Genomic DNA, 17,923 nt, shown 5'->3' with positions numbered 1-17,923 from the left:
TTCCTCATGCGTCCGTTTGGGCATGGGGGTTAAATAAAGCGTCATGGCAGATATTAAACCGGATGAGATTTCAGCGATACTTCGCCAGCAGTTAAGCAATTTCAATGTTGGTGCTGATTTGGAAGAAGTAGGTACCGTATTACAAGTGGGTGATGGTATTGCCCGTGTATATGGATTGAACAATGTTCGCTACGGTGAACTGGTAGAATTCGATAATGGTGTACGTGCCATTGCATTGAACCTTGAAGAAGATAATGTGGGTGTGGTATTGATGGGTGAAGGAAAAGATATCAAAGAAGGTTCGAATGTGCGTCGTACTTCACAGATCGCTTCGATCAAAGTGGGCGAAGGAATGTGCGGACGTGTGATCAACGTGTTGGGCGAACCAATTGATGGCAAAGGTCCCATCACAGGTGAATTATATGAAATGCCATTGGAGCGTAAAGCACCGGGTGTAATCTTCCGTGAGCCGGTAAAAGAACCATTGCAAACAGGTATCAAAGCGATTGATGCGATGATCCCGATCGGTCGTGGTCAGCGTGAGTTGATCATTGGTGATCGCCAAACTGGTAAAACAGCGATTGCTGTTGATACCATCATCAACCAAAAAGAATTCTTCGAAGCAGGTAAGCCTGTATATTGTATTTATGTGGCCATTGGTCAAAAAGCATCAACGATCGCCGGTGTTATGAAAACACTGGAAGATAATGGTGCAATGAAGTTCACAACCATCGTTGCGGCTTCTGCAAGTGATCCGGCTCCTCAGCAGTTCTACGCTCCGTATGCGGGTGCAGCACTTGGTGAGTTCTTCCGTGATACCGGACGTCCTGCATTGATCATTTATGATGATCTTTCAAAACAGGCCGTTGCTTATCGTGAAGTATCATTGTTGCTGAAACGTCCTCCGGGTCGTGAAGCATATCCTGGTGATGTATTCTATCTCCACAGTCGTTTGCTTGAGCGTGCTGCAAAAGTGATCAATGATGACAGTGTTGCTAAGAATATGAATGATGTACCAGACAGCATCAAGCACCTTGTAAAAGGTGGAGGTTCGTTAACTGCATTGCCGATCATTGAAACACAAGCCGGTGACGTATCTGCATACATTCCTACAAACGTGATCTCAATTACCGATGGTCAGATCTTCCTGGAAGGTAACTTGTTCAACGCAGGTATCCGTCCGGCGATCAACGTAGGTATCTCAGTAAGCCGTGTGGGTGGTAACGCTCAGATCAAATCAATGAAGAAAGTAGCCGGTACTTTGAAACTGGATCAGGCATTGTACCGTGAGTTGGAAGCCTTCTCTAAGTTTGGTGGTGATATGGATGCTGCTACAAAATCTGTAATTGATAAGGGTGGACGTAACGTGGAAATTCTGAAGCAGGCACAATACTCTCCATTTAAAGTAGAAAATCAAATTGCGATCATCTACCTCGGTACTAATGGTTTGTTGAATGCTGTACCTATTCGTAAAATGAAGGAATTTGAAGAACATTTCTTACACGAAATGGAAGTTAAATTACCGGAAGTTCTAGCTGAGTTTAAGAAAGGTGCTTTACCTGAAGATGGTATCAAGAAAATGGTGGACATGGCAAACAGCCTGATTCCTCAATATAAAGCATAATTATAAGAAAGAAGTGAAATAGGAAAGGGAGTCGAAAGACTCCCTTTTGTTTTATAGATGTGGCTTTACAATTTTTGTGGTGCTGTGTTTTGTCAGCAACAGCCGGTCAATCTTTCAGAAATTTCAGATTCGAGATAATATTATGTGCAACTTTTCTTCCTTGCCAAAACCCGGCTTCAATTGATTGTCTGTAATGAATACCACCGTACAATCTTGACCAGCCAGCTTCTTCTCCTGCCGCACGAAATGAATTAAAATAGCGGGGAGGTTGTTTGCTTCCTACAGGATTGGTGGTTTCATAAATATAAAATGTACTGTCAGTAAAAGAATAATTATCACCGAATACAGCGGTCATTGCTTCTGCATTTGCAGAAGATAACGTTGCGTGGCCTGCAGGATATTCAGGATGCGGGGCACCAAGCAGAGGTAGAAATGATTGACCAATCACATCATCATAATTAAAAGGCCGTGCTAAAAGATATTTGTATTTGTCCTGCCAGGTGCTGATGGTAATATCAACATCAATAATACCGCCCAAAGCATACGCAAGCGCTGCAATATCAAGACTTGCATGTTCTTTTTGTAACACTTGTCTTAAGATGCTTACATAGTGGCCGGGGGTACTGGTGCCGGGAAAATCTCTCCACCAGAAAGCCATTTTAAATTCATTGGTACCGGGCGCAGGTTTAGCGTTGATCACTTCAATGGTCATGGCCTCAAGTTCATCATAAGGAGGTGGAGGTAATTCTGCTCCTTCGCCACTATTTAAAACGATACGACGAAGGTTACCGATATATGGTAAACTATGAACCGGCATTGGATTGGGCGCTGTCCAATAAATGCCACCGCTTTTTCCTGCAGGTGCCGTATAGGGGTTATTACTATTCTGATAGCCATCTGTTTCGGACCAATTAAATACAGCTTCGGCAACTGCTTTGCCAAATGCAACAGATCGTTCGATGATGGCCGCATCAGCTTCACTACTGTATTGTGCAAGCAGTGTTGCTTCCAGTTCATCCATAGCAGCTTTGTTCTCAGCGCTGGCGGCAGGAAAAAGCTTTTTGTTGATAGAAGCTAATGCTGCATTGGCGCTGGCAGCCCAATGATAACCTGCGCCGGGTTTTGTTTTGGGCAAACCGCTCAACCCATTCAGTTGTGGAGCGATGGACTGGTAGGCAGGCATACCGGGTACTACTGCTTCATATAATGCAATTCCGCTGTATGCATAATGACGTGAGTAAGCCACATTGCCAACTATGCCCGGATACTTATACATCTGCCACACCTGCATGTTCATCCATTGAATTGCAACATCGGAAGAGAATGTTTTGGTTTGTTGTAAGTGACCCTGATCGCTGTTTCTTACTGTTATTCCAGCTAATGTTTCTTTGCCTGAAACAGAAATTTCTTTCTGACAGGAATAGTGAATAAGTGTTAGTGATGTAAATAGAAATGCATAGAGAATGTTCTTTTTCATAATGAAGTGTTTTGTGATTGATAATATGTAGTTTGATGTTGTGTTCATAAGTCTCTTCATTTTATTGAAACAAGATAAATAGTAGTGATGGCGCTGTTGATCTGTATTCGCTGAACGTACTTGTTTCGTAGAAATAAAGCAGATCGATTTGGGCAAAAGGCTTTTGGCAGAAAAACAAGTTGTTTGTCGGAAATATTTGCGGTTGGTCTATTACATGCATTCAGGATGAAAATGATTGCAGCCAATTGTTTAACTTGTAGTTGACAAATTCATGAACTCCTTTTTATATAACGACTTTATTTTTTCTCCCCGCTATCGTGTATGGCGTCATTTGTTTTATTGGACATTTCATATTGCTATATGGGCTGCATTCTGGGTAGTGATAGGGGTACCGCTTTCATATGGCCGGCAACTGATCAATATGATCATGTGGGTGCCTGCGTTTATATTATTCGGCTATCCGTTAGTATACGGTGCTATTCCATATCTTTTATTAAAAGGAAGATTGTGGCAGTTTTTTTTGCTGGTGTTGTTATGGGGGATACTTGGGCTTTACATTGATGCGGGTTACAGAAGTTATGTATTAATTCCTGCGCAGGAAGCAATGGGCTTAGATAATATTCTTCCAAGAGGGCCACTCGCATTTTGCTATTTATGCATGACTACTTCTGCAGCAAGCCCTATGATCATAAAATTCTTTAAGCTGTGGACGATCAAGCAAAGAGAGTGGATGCGTGTACAACAGGAAAAAGCAACTGCAGAACTTCAGTTGTTGAAAGCACAGGTTCATCCGCATTTTCTATTCAACACACTCAATAACATCTATTCATTTTCACTCGATAATTCACCCAAAACACCAGGGCTTATTTTAAAATTATCATCGCTGCTTAGTTATATGCTATACGATTGTAAAACAGAAGAAGTGCGGCTTGAGAAAGAAATCGAGATCATGAAAAATTATCTTGATCTGGAAAAGGAACGTTATGGAAATAAAATTGAAATATCCTGGAACGTAAGCGGCGAAATAAAAGACAAATTTATCGCCCCGTTATTGCTACTTCCCTTTTTGGAAAATGCGTTTAAGCATGGTGCTTCAGAACAAATTGAGCAACCATGGCTGGGTGTAGACATTTCGGTAAAAAATGATACGATCCTGTGCAAAATTGTAAACAGTAAAAACGAGTATGTACAGGAAAGTAAAAATGGTATTGGTATCAACAACGTTAAAAAGCGTCTTGAGCTTCTTTACCAAGGTAAATACGAATTGAAAATTAATGATGAAGGGAATTTCTATGTTGTGTCGCTGATGCTTATTTTGTCTGACGCAGCACACGCAACTGCGAATACATATTCTCCATTGATCATCGCACAAAACATACGGCATGAAACTTCGCTGCCTGCTTATAGATGATGAGCCACCTGCATTACAAGTATTGGCAAGATATATTTCTTCCATAAACGGGCTTGAAATTGTGGGCCAATGCAGAAATGCCATTGAAGCTTTAGATATACTTCACCAAAAAGCCGTGGATGTAATTTTTCTTGACATAAAAATGCCCCGTATTATCGGTACTGAGTTTTTGAAAAATCTTTCACACCCTCCAAAAGTGATCTTTGTTACAGCCTATCGTGAATATGCTGTTGATGGGTTTGAGTTGGATGCTGTTGATTACCTGGTGAAACCTGTTTCGTTTGAACGTTTCTTTAAGGCCATTACCAAGCTTAATCGACTGATGGGAAAAGAAACCTCTTCTGTATCAACAGGCGAAACCTCCAATTCAGCTGCATTTGTTTACCTGAAAGTGGACAAGGATATGAAGAAGATCTTTGTGAACGAAATTGAGTATATCGAAAGCTGGAAAGATTATGTGATGGTATTTCTTACCGGAGACAAGCATTTCCTGGTGAAGCAATCCATTACTGCTTTCGAAAATCTGTTATCGGAGCATATGTTTTTACGTATTCACCGGTCGTATATGGTTTCATTAAGTAAATTGACCGGATACAATGCCCTCTCAGTTCAATTGGCATCAAAAGAAATCCCGATCGGACGTTTATACAAACAATCAGTCATGGAAAAATTGCAGGAGCATCAGCGGCAATTGTAACAGAAGCCGGAATAATAAAATACTACCGCAATTTTTTCTTCATTAAAAAGTGCGGAATCCCAAGTTGTATAAATTCATCGCCTTCTGTTTTGTATCCCTGCTTTTCAAAAAACTCAAGTGCTGCTTTACGGGCATTGAGTTGAATGGAGCGGAAACCTCTGTCTCTGGCAATGTTTTCAGCAAAATTCATTAACGATGCGCCAATGCCTTTTCCCTGCAGATTATTCTGCACCGCCAATTGCCGAAGCTTTACATGTTGGCTATCGATTGCAGTTAAAAAGCAGCAGCCGAGCATCTTTTCCTCCTCAAATGCAGCAATCAGGATGTCGTTCTTTTCATGCTCCAACTCTTCGGGAGTAAATTGCAGCCCAAGCGGTTTGCGTAGTATCTCATACCGCAAACTGAGCATTTGACGGTATTCAGAAGTTCCAAAGTCGATTTGTTTCAGCGCCATAAGTAAGTTTAAGCAGGATTGACAAGTTACATTTTTTTAGGTAAAAACAAACAGTCGTACATGTCTGGTTTCACGTTTGATGGTTACCCAGCTTGTCTTGTTTTTCTGAAGCGGCTTAAAATACGGGGAAACTTCCTGAAAATGAACAGTTTCAGACAATTTTATCAGAACGCTTGCCAATTGAGTAAAAACTCTATTTTTGCAACCTGTAACCAAATTATTACGACAATGTCAGACATCGCAGCAAGAGTAAAAAAAATCATCGTAGACAAGTTAGGTGTTGAAGAGTCAGAAGTAAATCCTGAAGCTTCTTTTACCAATGATCTGGGAGCTGATTCATTAGACACAGTTGAACTGATCATGGAATTTGAAAAGGAGTTTAACATCTCTATTCCCGATGAACAAGCTGAAACCATCACAACGGTTGGTCAGGCAGTAGCTTATTTAGAAGAACACGCTAAGTAATTCACCACTGGATATTCAGTGTAATTAATCTTTCCCAGGCAACTTATGGAGCTCAAACGAGTAGTAGTTACCGGAATTGGTGCCCTTACACCATTAGGCAAAACTCTTGATGAATATTGGGAGGGTTTGACTAATGGTGTATCTGGTGCTGATCACATCAAGCAATTTGATTGTTCGAAGTTCAAAACACGTTTTGCCTGCGAGGTGAAAGATTTTGATCCAACAACTTATTTGGACAGGAAGGAAGCGAGAAAGATCGATCGCTTTACCCAATTTGCATTGGTTGTTAGTGATCAGGCTGTAAAAGATGCCGGCATCAGTAAAGACAATGTTGATGTAGATCGTGTAGGTGTCATCTTCGCAAGTGGTATTGGCGGCCTTATTACCTTTCAGGAAGAAGTGGTCAACTTTGCCAATGGTGATGGAACACCCCGTTTCAATCCTTTCTTTATTCCAAAGATGATCCTCGATATTGCAGCCGGACAAATCTCTATGCGTCATGGTTTCAGAGGTCCCAATTTTGCAGTTGTATCAGCATGTGCTTCATCTACCAATGCGATTATTGATGCGTACGATAATATACGCCTCGGTAAAGCAGATATCATTTTAACCGGTGGTAGCGAAGCAGTGGTAAGTGCTGCAGGTGTTGGTGGTTTCAACGCCATGAAAGCATTGAGTGAGCGTAACGATGATCCTGCAACTGCAAGTCGTCCGTTTGATAAGGACCGTGATGGTTTTGTGATGGGCGAAGGAGCAGGAATGTTAGTGCTGGAAAGCCTCGAACATGCGTTACAACGTGGTGCAAAAATTTATTGTGAAATAGCCGGTGGTGGTGCCACTGCCGATGCTCATCATATAACAGCCCCTCACCCCGAAGGGCTTGGTGCAAAAAATGTAATGACCGTTGCATTGAAAGATGCAGGCTTACAGCCATCTGATATCGATTATATCAACGTACACGGCACTTCTACACCGCTCGGCGATATTGCAGAAACCAAAGCCATCATGAGTGTATTTGGTGAGCATGCGTACAATCTCAACATTAGTTCTACCAAATCAATGACGGGTCATTGCCTTGGTGCAGCGGGTGCATTGGAAGCCATTGCCTGTGTAATGAGTGTGGTGCACGATATCATTCCACCTACTATTAATCATTTTACAGACGATCCGGAGCTTGATCCCAAATTAAATTTCACGTTTAACAAAGCACAGAAACGTACGGTACGGGCTGCTTTGAGCAATACGTTTGGATTTGGTGGACATAATGCTTCTGTTATTGTAAAAAAATATTCCTGATTTACTTTAGATTTGTTACTACATCGGCCGGAGAGCGGATTGCTCCCCTGATTTTAATGATGTGATTAAATCTGTATGGTGCGGAATCTGGTCCGACAAATATTACCTGCTAAAAACAAATTCGAGAGTAACCTCCGTAACATATTAGGTTATAGCCCGGGCGACCTTAATTTGTATAAAACAGCACTCAGTCATCGATCGATCAAAGAAGGCAACGATCAGAACAACGAGCGTCTTGAGTTTTTAGGCGATGCTGTGTTGAGTTCAGTGGTAGCCGATTATCTTTTCAAAAAATATCCCTACAAAGGCGAAGGTTTTTTAACCGAGATGCGTAGCAAAATGGTGAACCGTGTAACGCTGAATGATATTGCCGTGCGGATGGGGCTGAAAAAAATCACCATTTACAACAAAGGTGATAACTCCCTTAAAATTTCGCAGATATTCGGGAATACATTGGAAGCACTGTTAGGTGCTATTTACCTCGATCTTGGTTATAAGAAAACACAGAAGTGGATCGTGAAGAATGTGATCGTTCCTTACCTCTTCATGGAAGATCTTGAATTACTGGAGATCAATCATAAAAACAAACTCTACGGCTGGGCCAATAAAAACGGAAAGGCACTGGATTTTGAAACCATTGATGAGCGTTTGGAAAACGGCCGAAGGTTATTTACCATTGGTGCGGTAGTGGATGGCGAAGTAATAGCAGAAGGCAAAGCCTTTAATAAAAAAGATGCCAGCCAGATTGCAGCCCAGGTGGCCGTAGAAAAATTAGGGATCATCACTTGATGTTCATATTTGTAAATCCTTTTGCAGCGATATGACTCCGCTATTCAAAAAACTAAATTTCAAAGATCACTCCGCTATTTTATCGATCAATCATCCGGATAGTTTTCTTTCCGAGTTGAAAGCAATGGGTGAGCTCACGAATGTTGTTGAAAGCATCGGCAAGTTGAAATCTATTTCATTTGCAATTGTATTTGCAACCAAACAAACTGAAGTAAACAAAGCCGCTGAGCAAATTGCAAAGAAGGCCGAAGAGGATGCTGTGCTTTGGTTTTGTTACCCCAAGGGAACTTCTAAAAAATACAAATGCGATTTTAACCGTGACAGCGGTTGGAAAAAATTAGGCGAGCTTGGGTATGAACCGGTTCGTGCCGTTGCTATTGATGAAGACTGGAGTGCTTTACGTTTTCGTAAGCCTGAAAAAATTAAAACGATGACACGTTCCTTTGCTATGACAGAAACAGGGAAGAAGAAAGTGGCTGCAGCCAAGAAGAAATAAAAGTAATTTGAAATAAAAAATGCTCAACAGATTCTGTTGAGCATTTTCATTTTGCGGAGACGAAGGGATTCGAACCCTTGATACAGTTTCCCGTATACACACTTTCCAGGCGTGCTCCTTCAACCACTCGGACACGTCTCCGTTAAAGGGCAGCAAAAATACAGTTATAAGAATCAGCTACCGAATAAATTTTGTGCGTTGAGTGTTGTTTGAATTGCAATTTCTTCAGGCGAAAGATTCATTGTCTCTGCCATTTTATCGACCACATATTTTAGATACGATGGCTCATTTCGTTTTCCCCGAAACGGAACGGGAGTTAAGTAAGGCGCATCGGTTTCAAGTACAAGTTGTTCGATCGGTATAGAAGCAAGTACTTCAGCCAAACCTGATTTCTTGTAAGTGATTACGCCGCCAATGCCCATTAAAAACCCAAGGTCGATGATTTGTTTTGCCTCTTCCACAGTTCCGCCAAAGCAATGAAAAATACCCCGCAGCTTTCCGTTCTGATGTTCACGAACCAAATCAATACAATCCTGCATGGAATCCCGGCTGTGGATCACGATTGGCAGGTTTAGTTCCTGTGCCCATTTGACCTGCAGTCGAAAAGCATCTTTCTGTTCAGCAATAAACGTCCTGTCCCAATAATAATCCAGCCCGATTTCACCAACTGCCACAAACGGCCTTTTTTTCAGCCATTCTTCTACCAGCTTCAATTCATCAGCCACATTTTCTTTTACTGAACAGGGGTGCAGCCCCATCATTCCAATACATTCTCCGGGAAACTGTTGTTCAAGATTCAACAGGTCTTCGATGGAACTGCTGTCAATATTGGGCAGATAGAATTTTTCAACGCCGGCACTTCTGGCCCTGCTGATCACTTCCTGTATATCCGCTTTAAAATCATCGAGATAGAGGTGTGTATGTGTGTCGATCATCGTCATAGAACGGCAAAAGTAAGCTCTTCCGGCAAGCTATAAACGGGATGGACTTTTCAAATATCCGACCATCATTCCCTAATTATTTTTAACAGGCTTTAAACCAACTGTTGGGTAGCCAGTCTTTGTACAGATCAGTTTTTAATTTAAACCACCAAAAGCGTATATCATGAAAACAAGTTCAATTTTCACAAAAGGCACAATGGCATTCCTGCTTCTGGGTGCTCTCACCTTCACAGCCTGTAAAAAAGAGGCCAGTCAATCACAAGACGAAGAAATATCAACAGTAGAAAGTACCGAAAGCAATAGCGAGGCCGAAGCTGCATTTGACGACGTATTTGATAACACCATGGGTATTGGTGCCGAAGCCAATGGCGAAGACCTGGGTATTACTGCCGGTGTAGGTATTTATGGCCGTATGGAAGGCGGCAATTTTGTGGGTCGGGTAGACAGTATCCGCTGCTTTACGATTACCGTAGTTCCTCAAACACCGGGTGTGTTCCCAAAAACAGTTACGATCAATTTTGGCGATGGATGCAAAGGTCGTGATGGAAAAGTCCGTAAAGGCAAGATCATTACGGTGTATTCTGGTCCGATGCGTATCCCTGGTAGCAAGGCAACTACAACCTTCGACCGTTATAAAATAGACAGCTTACAAATACAGGGAACTCATGAGGTTACCAATAACAGCACCAGCAACAACAAGATTTTCACCACGAAAGTGATTGAGGGTAAGCTTACATGGGACAGTGGCCGTTGGGTAAAATGGAGTAGTGTTCGCACTGTAGCCCAGTTGGAAGGCAATGGTACGCCACTTTGGCCATTGGATGATATCTTTTCGATTACAGGCGGTGGCCGTGGCGAAAACAGCCGTGGCAAAAGCTGGGGTCATGAAGTAATTGAACCCCTGATCAAAAAATTCACCTGCCGCTGGATCTCCAAAGGCGTTCTCCGGATCAGGGTCAACAATACAAACGGGCTCCTGGACTTCGGTGATGGCCGTTGCGACAATAAAGCGGAATTAACCGTAAACGGAAACGTAAGAATCATTACGCTGCCCTAAGAAAAAACACTTGCATCTGATAAAAGAAATTGTACCTTAGCAAAAGTTTTCATAGGGTACGGATTAAAAACGGGCCAGGGTTTCCACCCCGGCCCTCCTTTTTTCAGCTCATTTCTAGCGTATTACTTCAAAACGGTAACCCTCACCCGAAAATAATTTCAATACTTCAGGCAGTGCAAACCGCAGATTGGGAAAGGCCTTTTCACTATCGTGAAATACGATGATGCTACCCGGTTTTGTGTTCTTCGTTACATTATCAAGGCATTTTTGCGGACTGATGTTCGTATCGAAATCGGCACTCAGTACACTCCACATGATTATTTTAAAAGGCGGGTTTGATTCTTTCAACACTTTTGCGGGGAAGCTTCTGATCTTTCCATAAGGTGGGCGAAACAGATCTGAATCGATCCATTTTGCTGCTTCTTTAATATTATTCAACCACAATTCATCTGTTGTATGAAATCCATTTAAGTGATCGTATGTATGATTACCTACACGATGACCTTCTGCAAAAAGACGTTGATATAACTGAGAATGTTGTTGCACATTGTTGCCAATGCAAAAAAAAGTTGCTTTAGCATTGTACTTTTTTAATTCATCCAACACAAACTCAGTTGCAACAGGAGTTGGACCATCATCGAATGTTAAGTATAACACTTTTTCTTTTGTAGGAAAACTCCATGTAAGATCCGGAGGGAATAACATACGGAGCCACCATGGTGTTGTTGTGGTATAAAACATAGTTGAAGTTAGTACAGATGAGAGAATCCGGTTAATTGGATCAAGACGTTTTTATAAAAAAATCGTTTTCCTTTCTTTGATAGAAAAGCAGATTGTGTTTGTGGAGAAAACATTTCGTTAGCATATGCAGTTTCGAGGCTGTTGTTTGAATTTGCAGTTGTACCCGTAAGCACGGCTTCGTTACAGTATTTTTCCAACAAGCCAGGTAGAGTTTGATAAAAAAGGGAGGTGCTGATAAAAACATCAGCACCTAATATTTTATGACCTGTTGATGCGATGATGCCGACAATACTGCTGTCTTTACTTCTCAAAGCTTGTAAGAAATAACGAACGTATTGTTGCGAAGTATCAGCTACTTTCCGATTGTTCAACAATGCTGCATACGATGACGAACCTGTTTGATTGTTTTGTTTGAGCAGTCGACGAATTTCATCCCAAACCTTTGTTTGGTTTTGTGCTGTATCAATAATGGTTTGTAATCCGCTTCCGGTTGTACCACGATAGATAAACTTTTTTTCTTTTTCGCTCCAGCGGTTTTCTTCAATGCAATAAACAGGAACAAGATGTTGTTTGCCTGTTTCAAGAATAGTGTCTCTGGCAAAAACACGGTCCTGCCTTCCTCCCATTACAATTTCTCCACTTTTGATCACGAGATCTTTGCCGCTGTTGTTTTCAATCAACAGAACGTTTATGTTGTCGAGCATATAATTTCCACGCTCTTTTAATTTCACCGTTCCTTTGCCCATCCCTGCTTTTAATGAAATGGAGTTGGGTGTTACAAAGTTGCTGTCGGTTAACTGCTCAATTCGTTTGATTGGGATCAGTTTCAGGTGTCGAAAAATGATGGCGCTATCATAATCAACCACAAGTGATGGAAACGTAAAATCAGTCTGCGCATTCGTGGCAATACAGGTAAAAAGTAAAATGAGCAGGCAGAAATATTTCTTCATTGATTTGGTGAAGGTATAAAATTGAAAACGTTTAAAGCGCCTTTAGGGGTTTGGGGTTTTTGACTTTATCTTTGCGGCATGAGTGTACGAGTTCGTTTTGCTCCCAGTCCAACGGGAGGTTTGCATTTGGGCGGTGTACGCACCGTGTTGTATAATTATTTATTTGCGAAGCATCATGGTGGCGAGTTTGTATTGCGGATAGAAGATACCGACCAAACACGCTTTGTAGCCGGTGCTGAAGAATACATTTTCAATTGTTTGAAATGGTGCGGATTGGAGCCCGATGAAAGTCCTGTGCATAATGGCCCTTATGGTCCTTACCGCCAGAGTGAACGCAAGGAGATGTACCGCAGCTATGCGGAAACGTTAGTAGCACGTGGTTTTGCTTATTATGCATTTGATACCAAAGAGGAGTTGGAGAAGATGCGTGAAGAATTAAAAACCGACGAGAACCCTTCACCACAGTACGATCATCGTGCCCGCAGAGACATGCGGAACAGTTTGAACTTAACTGATGATCAAGTAAGGGAACTGTTGGAAAAAAATATACCGCATGTGATCCGTATTAAAATGCCGGAGAATGATGTGTTGACTTTTACAGACATGATCCGTGGTGAAGTAAGTTTCCAAACAGGATTGGTTGATGATAAAGTATTGCTGAAAGCCGATGGTATGCCCACTTATCATTTGGCTGTGGTGGTAGATGATTATTTAATGAAGATCACCCATGCATTTCGTGGAGAGGAGTGGTTGCCAAGTGCACCTGTGCATTTATTGTTATGGAAATACTTGGGATGGGAAGCATCGATGCCGCAATGGGCACACTTGCCATTGATACTAGGACCGAGTGGAAAGTTGAGTAAACGTGATGGTGCTAAATATGGGTTCCCTGTTTTTGCAATGAACTGGACCGATCCTAAAACAAATGAATTAACCGAAGGCTTTCTTGAAAAAGGATTTTTGCCGGAAGCATTCATTAATTTATTGGCAGTGCTTGGCTGGAACGATGGTACAGAAAAAGAATTGTACAGCATAGATGAGTTGATCGCCAGTTTTGATATTAAACGTGTACATAGTGCAGGTGCAAAGTTTGATTATGAAAAAGCAAAGTGGTTCAACCATGAATGGATCAAGCGATTGCCGGTTTCGGATTTGCGATTGCAAATTGAATCATACTTTGCAGCAAGTGGTATTGATGTAAGTGATACAGCAAAACTTGAAAAAGTAATTGAACTGGTGAAAGACCGCTGCACACTGTTGCCTGATTTTGTACAGCAGGGTGGTTTCTTTTTTAAAGCGCCGGAAACTCTAGAGCTGGATGCAGTGAAACCAAAATGGAGCGAAGAGAAAAAACAGTTTTTTGCAGAGTACGTTGATGTGCTTAAAACAATGGGCGACTGGGAATTAACAGCTATTGAAAATGCATTTAAAGCGTTGGCAACAGCAAAAAATATTAAGCCAGGCGAACTGCAATTGCCTATGCGTATTATGTTGGTTGGCGGCAAGTTTGGCCCTGCTGTTTTTCAAATAGCAGAAATAATTGGTAAAGAAGAAACAGTAAAGCGGATGGAGTATGCGTTGAGCTTACTGTAAAAAACTTTGTTATATCATAAAATGCCTCTGCAACTGCAGAGGCATTTTATGATTTCAGTGCTATCCCTGTTTTCGTATCAACTCCATCAACTCAACAAATGAGCCCTTGCCTAACTCTTCAATCATTTGTTGATCGGCTTTCTCCAGTTTAAATAAACCATCCGTATTCAACTTCACCTGTTCCGGTGTGCGAATACCGGGAATAATTACAGACACTTCATCATAACTTAAAATATAGCTCAACGCCAGTTGTGTTTTTGTGCAATTGTATTTGCCGCACAGTTTCCAAACAGGTTCTGTTGCACGTAAAGTAGCATCAATCACTTCTTTTGTTAACCGGTTCTTCCGATGATCATTGTCAGTGAAATTCACCTGCTCATCAAACTTGCCGGTAAGCAAACCAAACTGTAAAGGCATACGTGCAATAATGCCATAGCCTTTTGCTGCTGCGGTTTTCATTAACGGTAATGCTTTCTGATTAATGATGTTGAGCACTAACTGAAAACCATTCCCTAAATGATTATTCAATAGAAAATCTGCATCATCGTTTGGTTCAAACGTATTCAACGATAAACCCCAGTAGCGGATCTTACCTTGTTGCTGTAACTGTTGCATAGCTTCAATGCATTCGCCGTTTTGTAAATGTGTTAGACGGGCTGTGTGCAGCTGATAGTAATCAATTGCATCTCTGTTCAATCGTTTCAAAGATGCTTCGCATGCAGAAAGGATATATTCTTTGGAATAATCAACAGTGAATTGTTCGTTGCGTGCAACATTGCCCACTTTCGTTGCAATAACTACATCGCTTCTGTTACCAATTTCATTGCCAATCATTTTTTCTGAATGACCAAGACCATAAATATCCGCAGTATCAAAAAAGTTGATCCCTGCATCCAATGCTGCATGGATGGCTTTGATCGATGTGTTATCGTCTGCATCACCCCAACCAATAGCGGTAGTGCCGATCATGGCACCTCCGCCAATAGCCCATGCACCAAAACCAATTTCACTTACTGATAAGTCTGTGTTGCCAAATTTTCGATAGTTCATAATGTAATTTACAGATAAGCTATTATCTTAACTTCATGAACCTTACTAAATCTGCCTGGCCATTTATTTTCTTGCTGGCACTCATCAAATTTGCCTTGCCGTTTTTTTTACAGCATCCCGTTTACGAATTACACCGAGATGAATTTTTGTATTTGGAACAAGGACATCATTTAGCATGGGGTTATATGGAAGTGCCACCAATGCTTTCCTGGTTGTCATACCTCACACATGTATTTGGCGGAAGTTTCTTCTGGGTAAAATTCTGGCCTTCCTTGTTTGGAGCTTTCACACTCATCATCACTTGTGCTATGGTGTTGGAAATGGGTGGAAAATTGTTTGCTGTATTTATCGCCGGCTTGTGTATCATGTTTACGGCTTACCTGCGGTTACATTTTTTATTCCAGGCAAATTTTCTGGAAGTGTTCTGGTGGACATTGAGTGCTTACTTAATTATCAGATATATCAATACGAGACAAGTAAGGTATCTGTATTGGATCGGCTTAGCGTTTGGTTGTGCGTGGTTAAGTAAAAATTCGGTTTCATTTTTTATACTAGGTTTTGCAGTGGCCCTGTTGCTTACACAATACCGTTCACTTTTATTAAATAAACATTTGTACGGCGCAGGAATGCTTGCGTTATTGATCGCATTGCCCAATTTAATTTGGCAGTACAATCATAACTGGCCCTTATTACATCACATGGAAGAACTAAGAGAAACGCAGTTGAAGTTTTTAAGTCCGGTTGATTTTTTGATGGGACAGATACTGATGTACTTCACCGCATTTTTTATTTGGGTGATGGGATTGATCTGGTTGTTTACTGCAAAAGGTAAGCCGTACCGCATGCTGGCTTTGATCTATCTCACAGTAATTGTATTGCTGATAGTAAGCAGCGGAAAAAATTATTACTCCATGGGTTTATATCCTATGTTATTTGCAGCAGGTTCAGTGGCTTTGCAACAATGGACAACTGTAAAACTAAAATGGTTACGATGGGTAACTGTTGCAGTCATTCTTTTTCTTGCCGGCTTTACCTTGCCGATGGCTATGCCACTATGGGAACCTGATAAACTGGCCGCTTATTATAAAGAGCGTGATGTGGAAGGAACAGGTATGTTGAAATGGGAAGATCAACAAAATCATTCGTTACCACAAGACTTTGCGGATTACCTTGGCTGGAAAGAAATTACAACTAAAGCTGAGAAACAGTTTTTATCGTTGCCGCAGAACGAAAGAGACAGCACAATTGTTTATTGCCGGCATTATGGACTTGCAGGTGCATTAAAATATTATGGAACGGATGAGCAGTTCAAATCAAAAGTGATCACCGACAATGGATCGTTCCTGCATTGGATTCCGAATGATATTGGTTTCAAACATTTAATTTTTGTTGGACGAAAAATGCCGGGTGCAGATGATGAAGTATTTCAGCATTTTGAAAAAGTAACATTGATCGATTCTGTTACCTACAAACATTCACGCCAGCTGGGTGATCGGGTGATCTTTTTTGAAAATGTTGATTCAGTTGGTTCAAAACTGGCAGCTGAGGGGTTGAAACAAATGAAGCAGGAGTTCAGCCGAAAGAAATTGTAATCCCTAGTTCTGCCTTGACTAGTTTACAATCGTTAGCCGAAATGCCTATTTTCGCAACATAACATTGCTGTATGAACAGACCTGTACGAGTACTCGTTGCTAAAGTTGGACTGGACGGCCACGATCGTGGAGCGAAAGTAATTGCTACTGCACTCCGTGATGCAGGTATGGAAGTAATCTATACCGGCCTTCGCCAAACGCCGGAGATGGTGGTAAATGCTGCGTTGCAGGAAGATGTAGATGCAATTGGTGTAAGTATTTTAAGTGGTGCCCACATGACTGTTTTTCCCCGACTGTTGAATTTGATGAAAGAAAAAGAAATGAATGATGTGCTGCTTACAGGCGGCGGCATTATTCCTGATGAAGATGTGGATGCATTAACAAAGATGGGCGTTGGTAAATTATTTCTGCCCGGTACCAATACACAGGATATTGCGGCTTATATAAAAGAATGGGTGTCAAAACATCGTAACTTCTGATTGTACATTTCTTAAACTTACTTATATGAGTTATCAAACATTGCTTACTTCTTTGGAAGATGGAATTTTTGTGATTACTATTAATCGCCCCGATAAATTAAATGCACTCAATAAAACAGTGATCGAAGAATTATCTGCTGCTGTTGATGAAGTGTACAGCAATGCTGCTATCAAATGTGCTGTAGTAACCGGTGCCGGACCAAAAGCATTTGTTGCCGGTGCAGATATTTCCGAATTTCTTTCGATGGGCACAATGGATGGTGAAGCATTAGCAAGAAAAGGGCAGGAAATGGTATTCAATAAAATTGAAAAATCGCCCAAACCCATTGTTGCTGCTGTGAATGGTTTTGCATTGGGAGGAGGTTGCGAACTGGCTATGAGTTGTCATTTTCGGTTGGCAAGCGAGAATGCAAAGTTTGGTCAGCCGGAGGTAAACCTTGGATTGATACCGGGTTATGGTGGCACTCAACGGTTGGTGCAGCTTATTGGCAAGGGAAAAGGTCTTGAATTGATGATGACAGCTGCGATGATCGATGCCAACGAAGCAAAGCAACTCGGGCTGGTGAATTATGTTGTTGCGGTGGATGAATTACTTCCCAAAGCAAAGGAGTTACTTATAACGATCATGAGCAAGGGGCCAAATGCAGTTGGAAAAGTAATTGCAGCGGTGAATGCATTTTATGATTCTTCAGTAAATGGATTTGATGCAGAAATAAAACTCTTTGGTGAGTGTTTTGGAACAGAAGAGATGAAAGAGGGGGTGGGAGCTTTTCTGGAAAAGCGGAAGGCGAACTTTAATCAACAATAAACA

At 41.4% G+C, this 17,923-nt stretch carries 18 protein-coding genes and 1 tRNA gene; 12 read left to right on the top strand and 7 right to left on the bottom strand.

Annotated features, from left to right (window positions below):
• Positions 1 to 43 precede the first annotated feature (43 nt).
• On the top strand, positions 44 to 1,624 hold the full coding sequence (gene atpA / locus WG989_RS02825; RefSeq protein WP_340427201.1) for a F0F1 ATP synthase subunit alpha: 1,581 nt from the start codon (positions 44 to 46) through the stop codon (positions 1,622 to 1,624).
• A 106-nt stretch (positions 1,625 to 1,730) separates the two neighbouring features.
• Here the strand turns inward: atpA and WG989_RS02820 are convergent, their stop codons facing one another.
• Entirely contained in the window at positions 1,731 to 3,101 is a 1,371-nt protein-coding gene (locus tag WG989_RS02820) for a vanadium-dependent haloperoxidase (RefSeq protein ID WP_340427200.1), read from the bottom strand.
• Between the two features lie 271 nt (positions 3,102 to 3,372).
• Between WG989_RS02820 and WG989_RS02815 the strand changes: the two genes are divergently transcribed.
• Together WG989_RS02815 and WG989_RS02810 are read left to right on the top strand one after the other, a co-directional pair.
• A complete protein-coding gene (locus WG989_RS02815) occupies positions 3,373 to 4,512 on the top strand; it encodes a sensor histidine kinase (protein WP_340427199.1) in 1,140 nt (379 codons plus the stop codon).
• Positions 4,484 to 5,209 (top strand): LytR/AlgR family response regulator transcription factor, encoded by a 726-nt coding sequence (locus tag WG989_RS02810; protein ID WP_340427198.1) that lies wholly within the window; start codon positions 4,484 to 4,486, stop codon positions 5,207 to 5,209. Before WG989_RS02815 ends, WG989_RS02810 begins: the two co-directional genes overlap by 29 nt.
• Before the next feature lie 22 nt (positions 5,210 to 5,231).
• On the opposite strand, the gene WG989_RS02805 is transcribed toward WG989_RS02810, so the two are convergent.
• A complete protein-coding gene (locus WG989_RS02805) occupies positions 5,232 to 5,663 on the bottom strand; it encodes a GNAT family N-acetyltransferase (protein WP_340427197.1) in 432 nt (143 codons plus the stop codon).
• Positions 5,664 to 5,723: 60 nt separating this feature from the next.
• Between WG989_RS02805 and WG989_RS20945 the strand changes: the two genes are divergently transcribed.
• The 4 genes from WG989_RS20945 (at position 5,724) to WG989_RS02785 (ending at position 8,709) form a co-directional block, all read left to right on the top strand.
• Positions 5,724 to 6,128: an acyl carrier protein gene (locus WG989_RS20945; RefSeq protein WP_445298471.1), complete on the top strand. Its 405-nt coding sequence runs from the start codon at positions 5,724 to 5,726 to the stop codon at positions 6,126 to 6,128.
• Between the two features lie 45 nt (positions 6,129 to 6,173).
• Positions 6,174 to 7,424, top strand: coding sequence for a beta-ketoacyl-ACP synthase II (gene fabF / locus WG989_RS02795; protein ID WP_340427196.1), 1,251 nt, complete (start codon positions 6,174 to 6,176; stop codon positions 7,422 to 7,424).
• A gap of 78 nt (positions 7,425 to 7,502) precedes the next feature.
• Positions 7,503 to 8,213, top strand: a complete 711-nt coding sequence (rnc, locus tag WG989_RS02790; RefSeq protein WP_340427194.1) for a ribonuclease III — start codon at positions 7,503 to 7,505, stop codon at positions 8,211 to 8,213.
• A 31-nt stretch (positions 8,214 to 8,244) separates the two neighbouring features.
• Positions 8,245 to 8,709 carry a hypothetical protein gene (locus WG989_RS02785; RefSeq protein WP_340427193.1) on the top strand — a complete coding sequence of 155 codons (465 nt, stop codon included), beginning with the start codon at positions 8,245 to 8,247 and terminating at the stop codon, positions 8,707 to 8,709.
• A 54-nt stretch (positions 8,710 to 8,763) separates the two neighbouring features.
• Here WG989_RS02785 and WG989_RS02780 read toward each other — a convergent pair.
• A tRNA-Ser gene (locus tag WG989_RS02780) sits at positions 8,764 to 8,850 on the bottom strand.
• A gap of 32 nt (positions 8,851 to 8,882) precedes the next feature.
• A complete protein-coding gene (locus WG989_RS02775; RefSeq protein ID WP_340427192.1) occupies positions 8,883 to 9,650 on the bottom strand; it encodes a TatD family hydrolase in 768 nt (255 codons plus the stop codon).
• Between the two features lie 163 nt (positions 9,651 to 9,813).
• On the opposite strand from WG989_RS02775, the gene WG989_RS02770 reads away from it, so the two are divergent.
• Positions 9,814 to 10,707: a hypothetical protein gene (locus WG989_RS02770; protein WP_340427191.1), complete on the top strand. Its 894-nt coding sequence runs from the start codon at positions 9,814 to 9,816 to the stop codon at positions 10,705 to 10,707.
• 114 nt (positions 10,708 to 10,821) lie between these two features.
• On the opposite strand, the gene WG989_RS02765 is transcribed toward WG989_RS02770, so the two are convergent.
• Positions 10,822 to 11,448 carry a polysaccharide deacetylase family protein gene (locus WG989_RS02765; RefSeq protein ID WP_340427190.1) on the bottom strand — a complete coding sequence of 209 codons (627 nt, stop codon included), beginning with the start codon at positions 11,446 to 11,448 and terminating at the stop codon, positions 10,822 to 10,824.
• A gap of 8 nt (positions 11,449 to 11,456) precedes the next feature.
• The gene (locus tag WG989_RS02760; RefSeq protein WP_340427189.1) at positions 11,457 to 12,398 is read right to left on the bottom strand and encodes an ARPP-1 family domain-containing protein; all 942 of its coding nucleotides are present in this window, start codon (positions 12,396 to 12,398) and stop codon (positions 11,457 to 11,459) included.
• A gap of 78 nt (positions 12,399 to 12,476) precedes the next feature.
• Between WG989_RS02760 and gltX the strand changes: the two genes are divergently transcribed.
• Positions 12,477 to 13,991 carry a glutamate--tRNA ligase gene (gene gltX / locus WG989_RS02755; RefSeq protein ID WP_340427188.1) on the top strand — a complete coding sequence of 505 codons (1,515 nt, stop codon included), beginning with the start codon at positions 12,477 to 12,479 and terminating at the stop codon, positions 13,989 to 13,991.
• A gap of 60 nt (positions 13,992 to 14,051) precedes the next feature.
• Here the strand turns inward: gltX and WG989_RS02750 are convergent, their stop codons facing one another.
• Positions 14,052 to 15,041: an aldo/keto reductase gene (locus tag WG989_RS02750; RefSeq protein WP_340427186.1), complete on the bottom strand. Its 990-nt coding sequence runs from the start codon at positions 15,039 to 15,041 to the stop codon at positions 14,052 to 14,054.
• Between the two features lie 35 nt (positions 15,042 to 15,076).
• Here WG989_RS02750 and WG989_RS02745 point away from each other — a divergent pair, with 35 nt between their 5' ends.
• The 3 genes from WG989_RS02745 to WG989_RS02735 all read left to right on the top strand — a co-directional run bounded on the left by WG989_RS02745 (position 15,077) and on the right by WG989_RS02735 (position 17,920).
• The gene (locus WG989_RS02745) at positions 15,077 to 16,633 is read left to right on the top strand and encodes an ArnT family glycosyltransferase (RefSeq protein WP_340427185.1); all 1,557 of its coding nucleotides are present in this window, start codon (positions 15,077 to 15,079) and stop codon (positions 16,631 to 16,633) included.
• A 71-nt stretch (positions 16,634 to 16,704) separates the two neighbouring features.
• A complete protein-coding gene (locus WG989_RS02740) occupies positions 16,705 to 17,112 on the top strand; it encodes a cobalamin B12-binding domain-containing protein (protein ID WP_340427184.1) in 408 nt (135 codons plus the stop codon).
• Positions 17,113 to 17,137: 25 nt separating this feature from the next.
• Positions 17,138 to 17,920, top strand: coding sequence for an enoyl-CoA hydratase/isomerase family protein (locus WG989_RS02735; RefSeq protein WP_340427183.1), 783 nt, complete (start codon positions 17,138 to 17,140; stop codon positions 17,918 to 17,920).
• Positions 17,921 to 17,923 lie beyond the last annotated feature (3 nt).

This window comes from Lacibacter sp. H407 (assembly GCF_037892605.1).
Lineage (GTDB): Bacteria > Bacteroidota > Bacteroidia > Chitinophagales > Chitinophagaceae > Lacibacter.
This window is presented reverse-complemented; position numbering and strand designations above follow the sequence as displayed.

What these genes read in the sequence shown, in the direction of transcription:
- atpA (WP_340427201.1), top strand. Translation starts at nt 44, where the DNA reads ATGGCAGATATTAAACCGGATGAGATTTCAGCGATACTTCGCCAGCAG.
- WG989_RS02820 (WP_340427200.1), bottom strand. Translation starts at nt 3,101, where the DNA reads ATGAAAAAGAACATTCTCTATGCATTTCTATTTACATCACTAACACTT.
- WG989_RS02815 (WP_340427199.1), top strand. Translation starts at nt 3,373, where the DNA reads ATGAACTCCTTTTTATATAACGACTTTATTTTTTCTCCCCGCTATCGT.
- WG989_RS02810 (WP_340427198.1), top strand. Translation starts at nt 4,484, where the DNA reads ATGAAACTTCGCTGCCTGCTTATAGATGATGAGCCACCTGCATTACAA.
- WG989_RS02805 (WP_340427197.1), bottom strand. Translation starts at nt 5,663, where the DNA reads ATGGCGCTGAAACAAATCGACTTTGGAACTTCTGAATACCGTCAAATG.
- WG989_RS20945 (WP_445298471.1), top strand. Translation starts at nt 5,724, where the DNA reads ATGTCTGGTTTCACGTTTGATGGTTACCCAGCTTGTCTTGTTTTTCTG.
- fabF (WP_340427196.1), top strand. Translation starts at nt 6,174, where the DNA reads ATGGAGCTCAAACGAGTAGTAGTTACCGGAATTGGTGCCCTTACACCA.
- WG989_RS02785 (WP_340427193.1), top strand. Translation starts at nt 8,245, where the DNA reads ATGACTCCGCTATTCAAAAAACTAAATTTCAAAGATCACTCCGCTATT.
- WG989_RS02775 (WP_340427192.1), bottom strand. Translation starts at nt 9,650, where the DNA reads ATGACGATGATCGACACACATACACACCTCTATCTCGATGATTTTAAA.
- WG989_RS02770 (WP_340427191.1), top strand. Translation starts at nt 9,814, where the DNA reads ATGAAAACAAGTTCAATTTTCACAAAAGGCACAATGGCATTCCTGCTT.
- WG989_RS02765 (WP_340427190.1), bottom strand. Translation starts at nt 11,448, where the DNA reads ATGTTTTATACCACAACAACACCATGGTGGCTCCGTATGTTATTCCCT.
- WG989_RS02760 (WP_340427189.1), bottom strand. Translation starts at nt 12,398, where the DNA reads ATGAAGAAATATTTCTGCCTGCTCATTTTACTTTTTACCTGTATTGCC.
- gltX (WP_340427188.1), top strand. Translation starts at nt 12,477, where the DNA reads ATGAGTGTACGAGTTCGTTTTGCTCCCAGTCCAACGGGAGGTTTGCAT.
- WG989_RS02750 (WP_340427186.1), bottom strand. Translation starts at nt 15,041, where the DNA reads ATGAACTATCGAAAATTTGGCAACACAGACTTATCAGTAAGTGAAATT.
- WG989_RS02745 (WP_340427185.1), top strand. Translation starts at nt 15,077, where the DNA reads ATGAACCTTACTAAATCTGCCTGGCCATTTATTTTCTTGCTGGCACTC.
- WG989_RS02740 (WP_340427184.1), top strand. Translation starts at nt 16,705, where the DNA reads ATGAACAGACCTGTACGAGTACTCGTTGCTAAAGTTGGACTGGACGGC.
- WG989_RS02735 (WP_340427183.1), top strand. Translation starts at nt 17,138, where the DNA reads ATGAGTTATCAAACATTGCTTACTTCTTTGGAAGATGGAATTTTTGTG.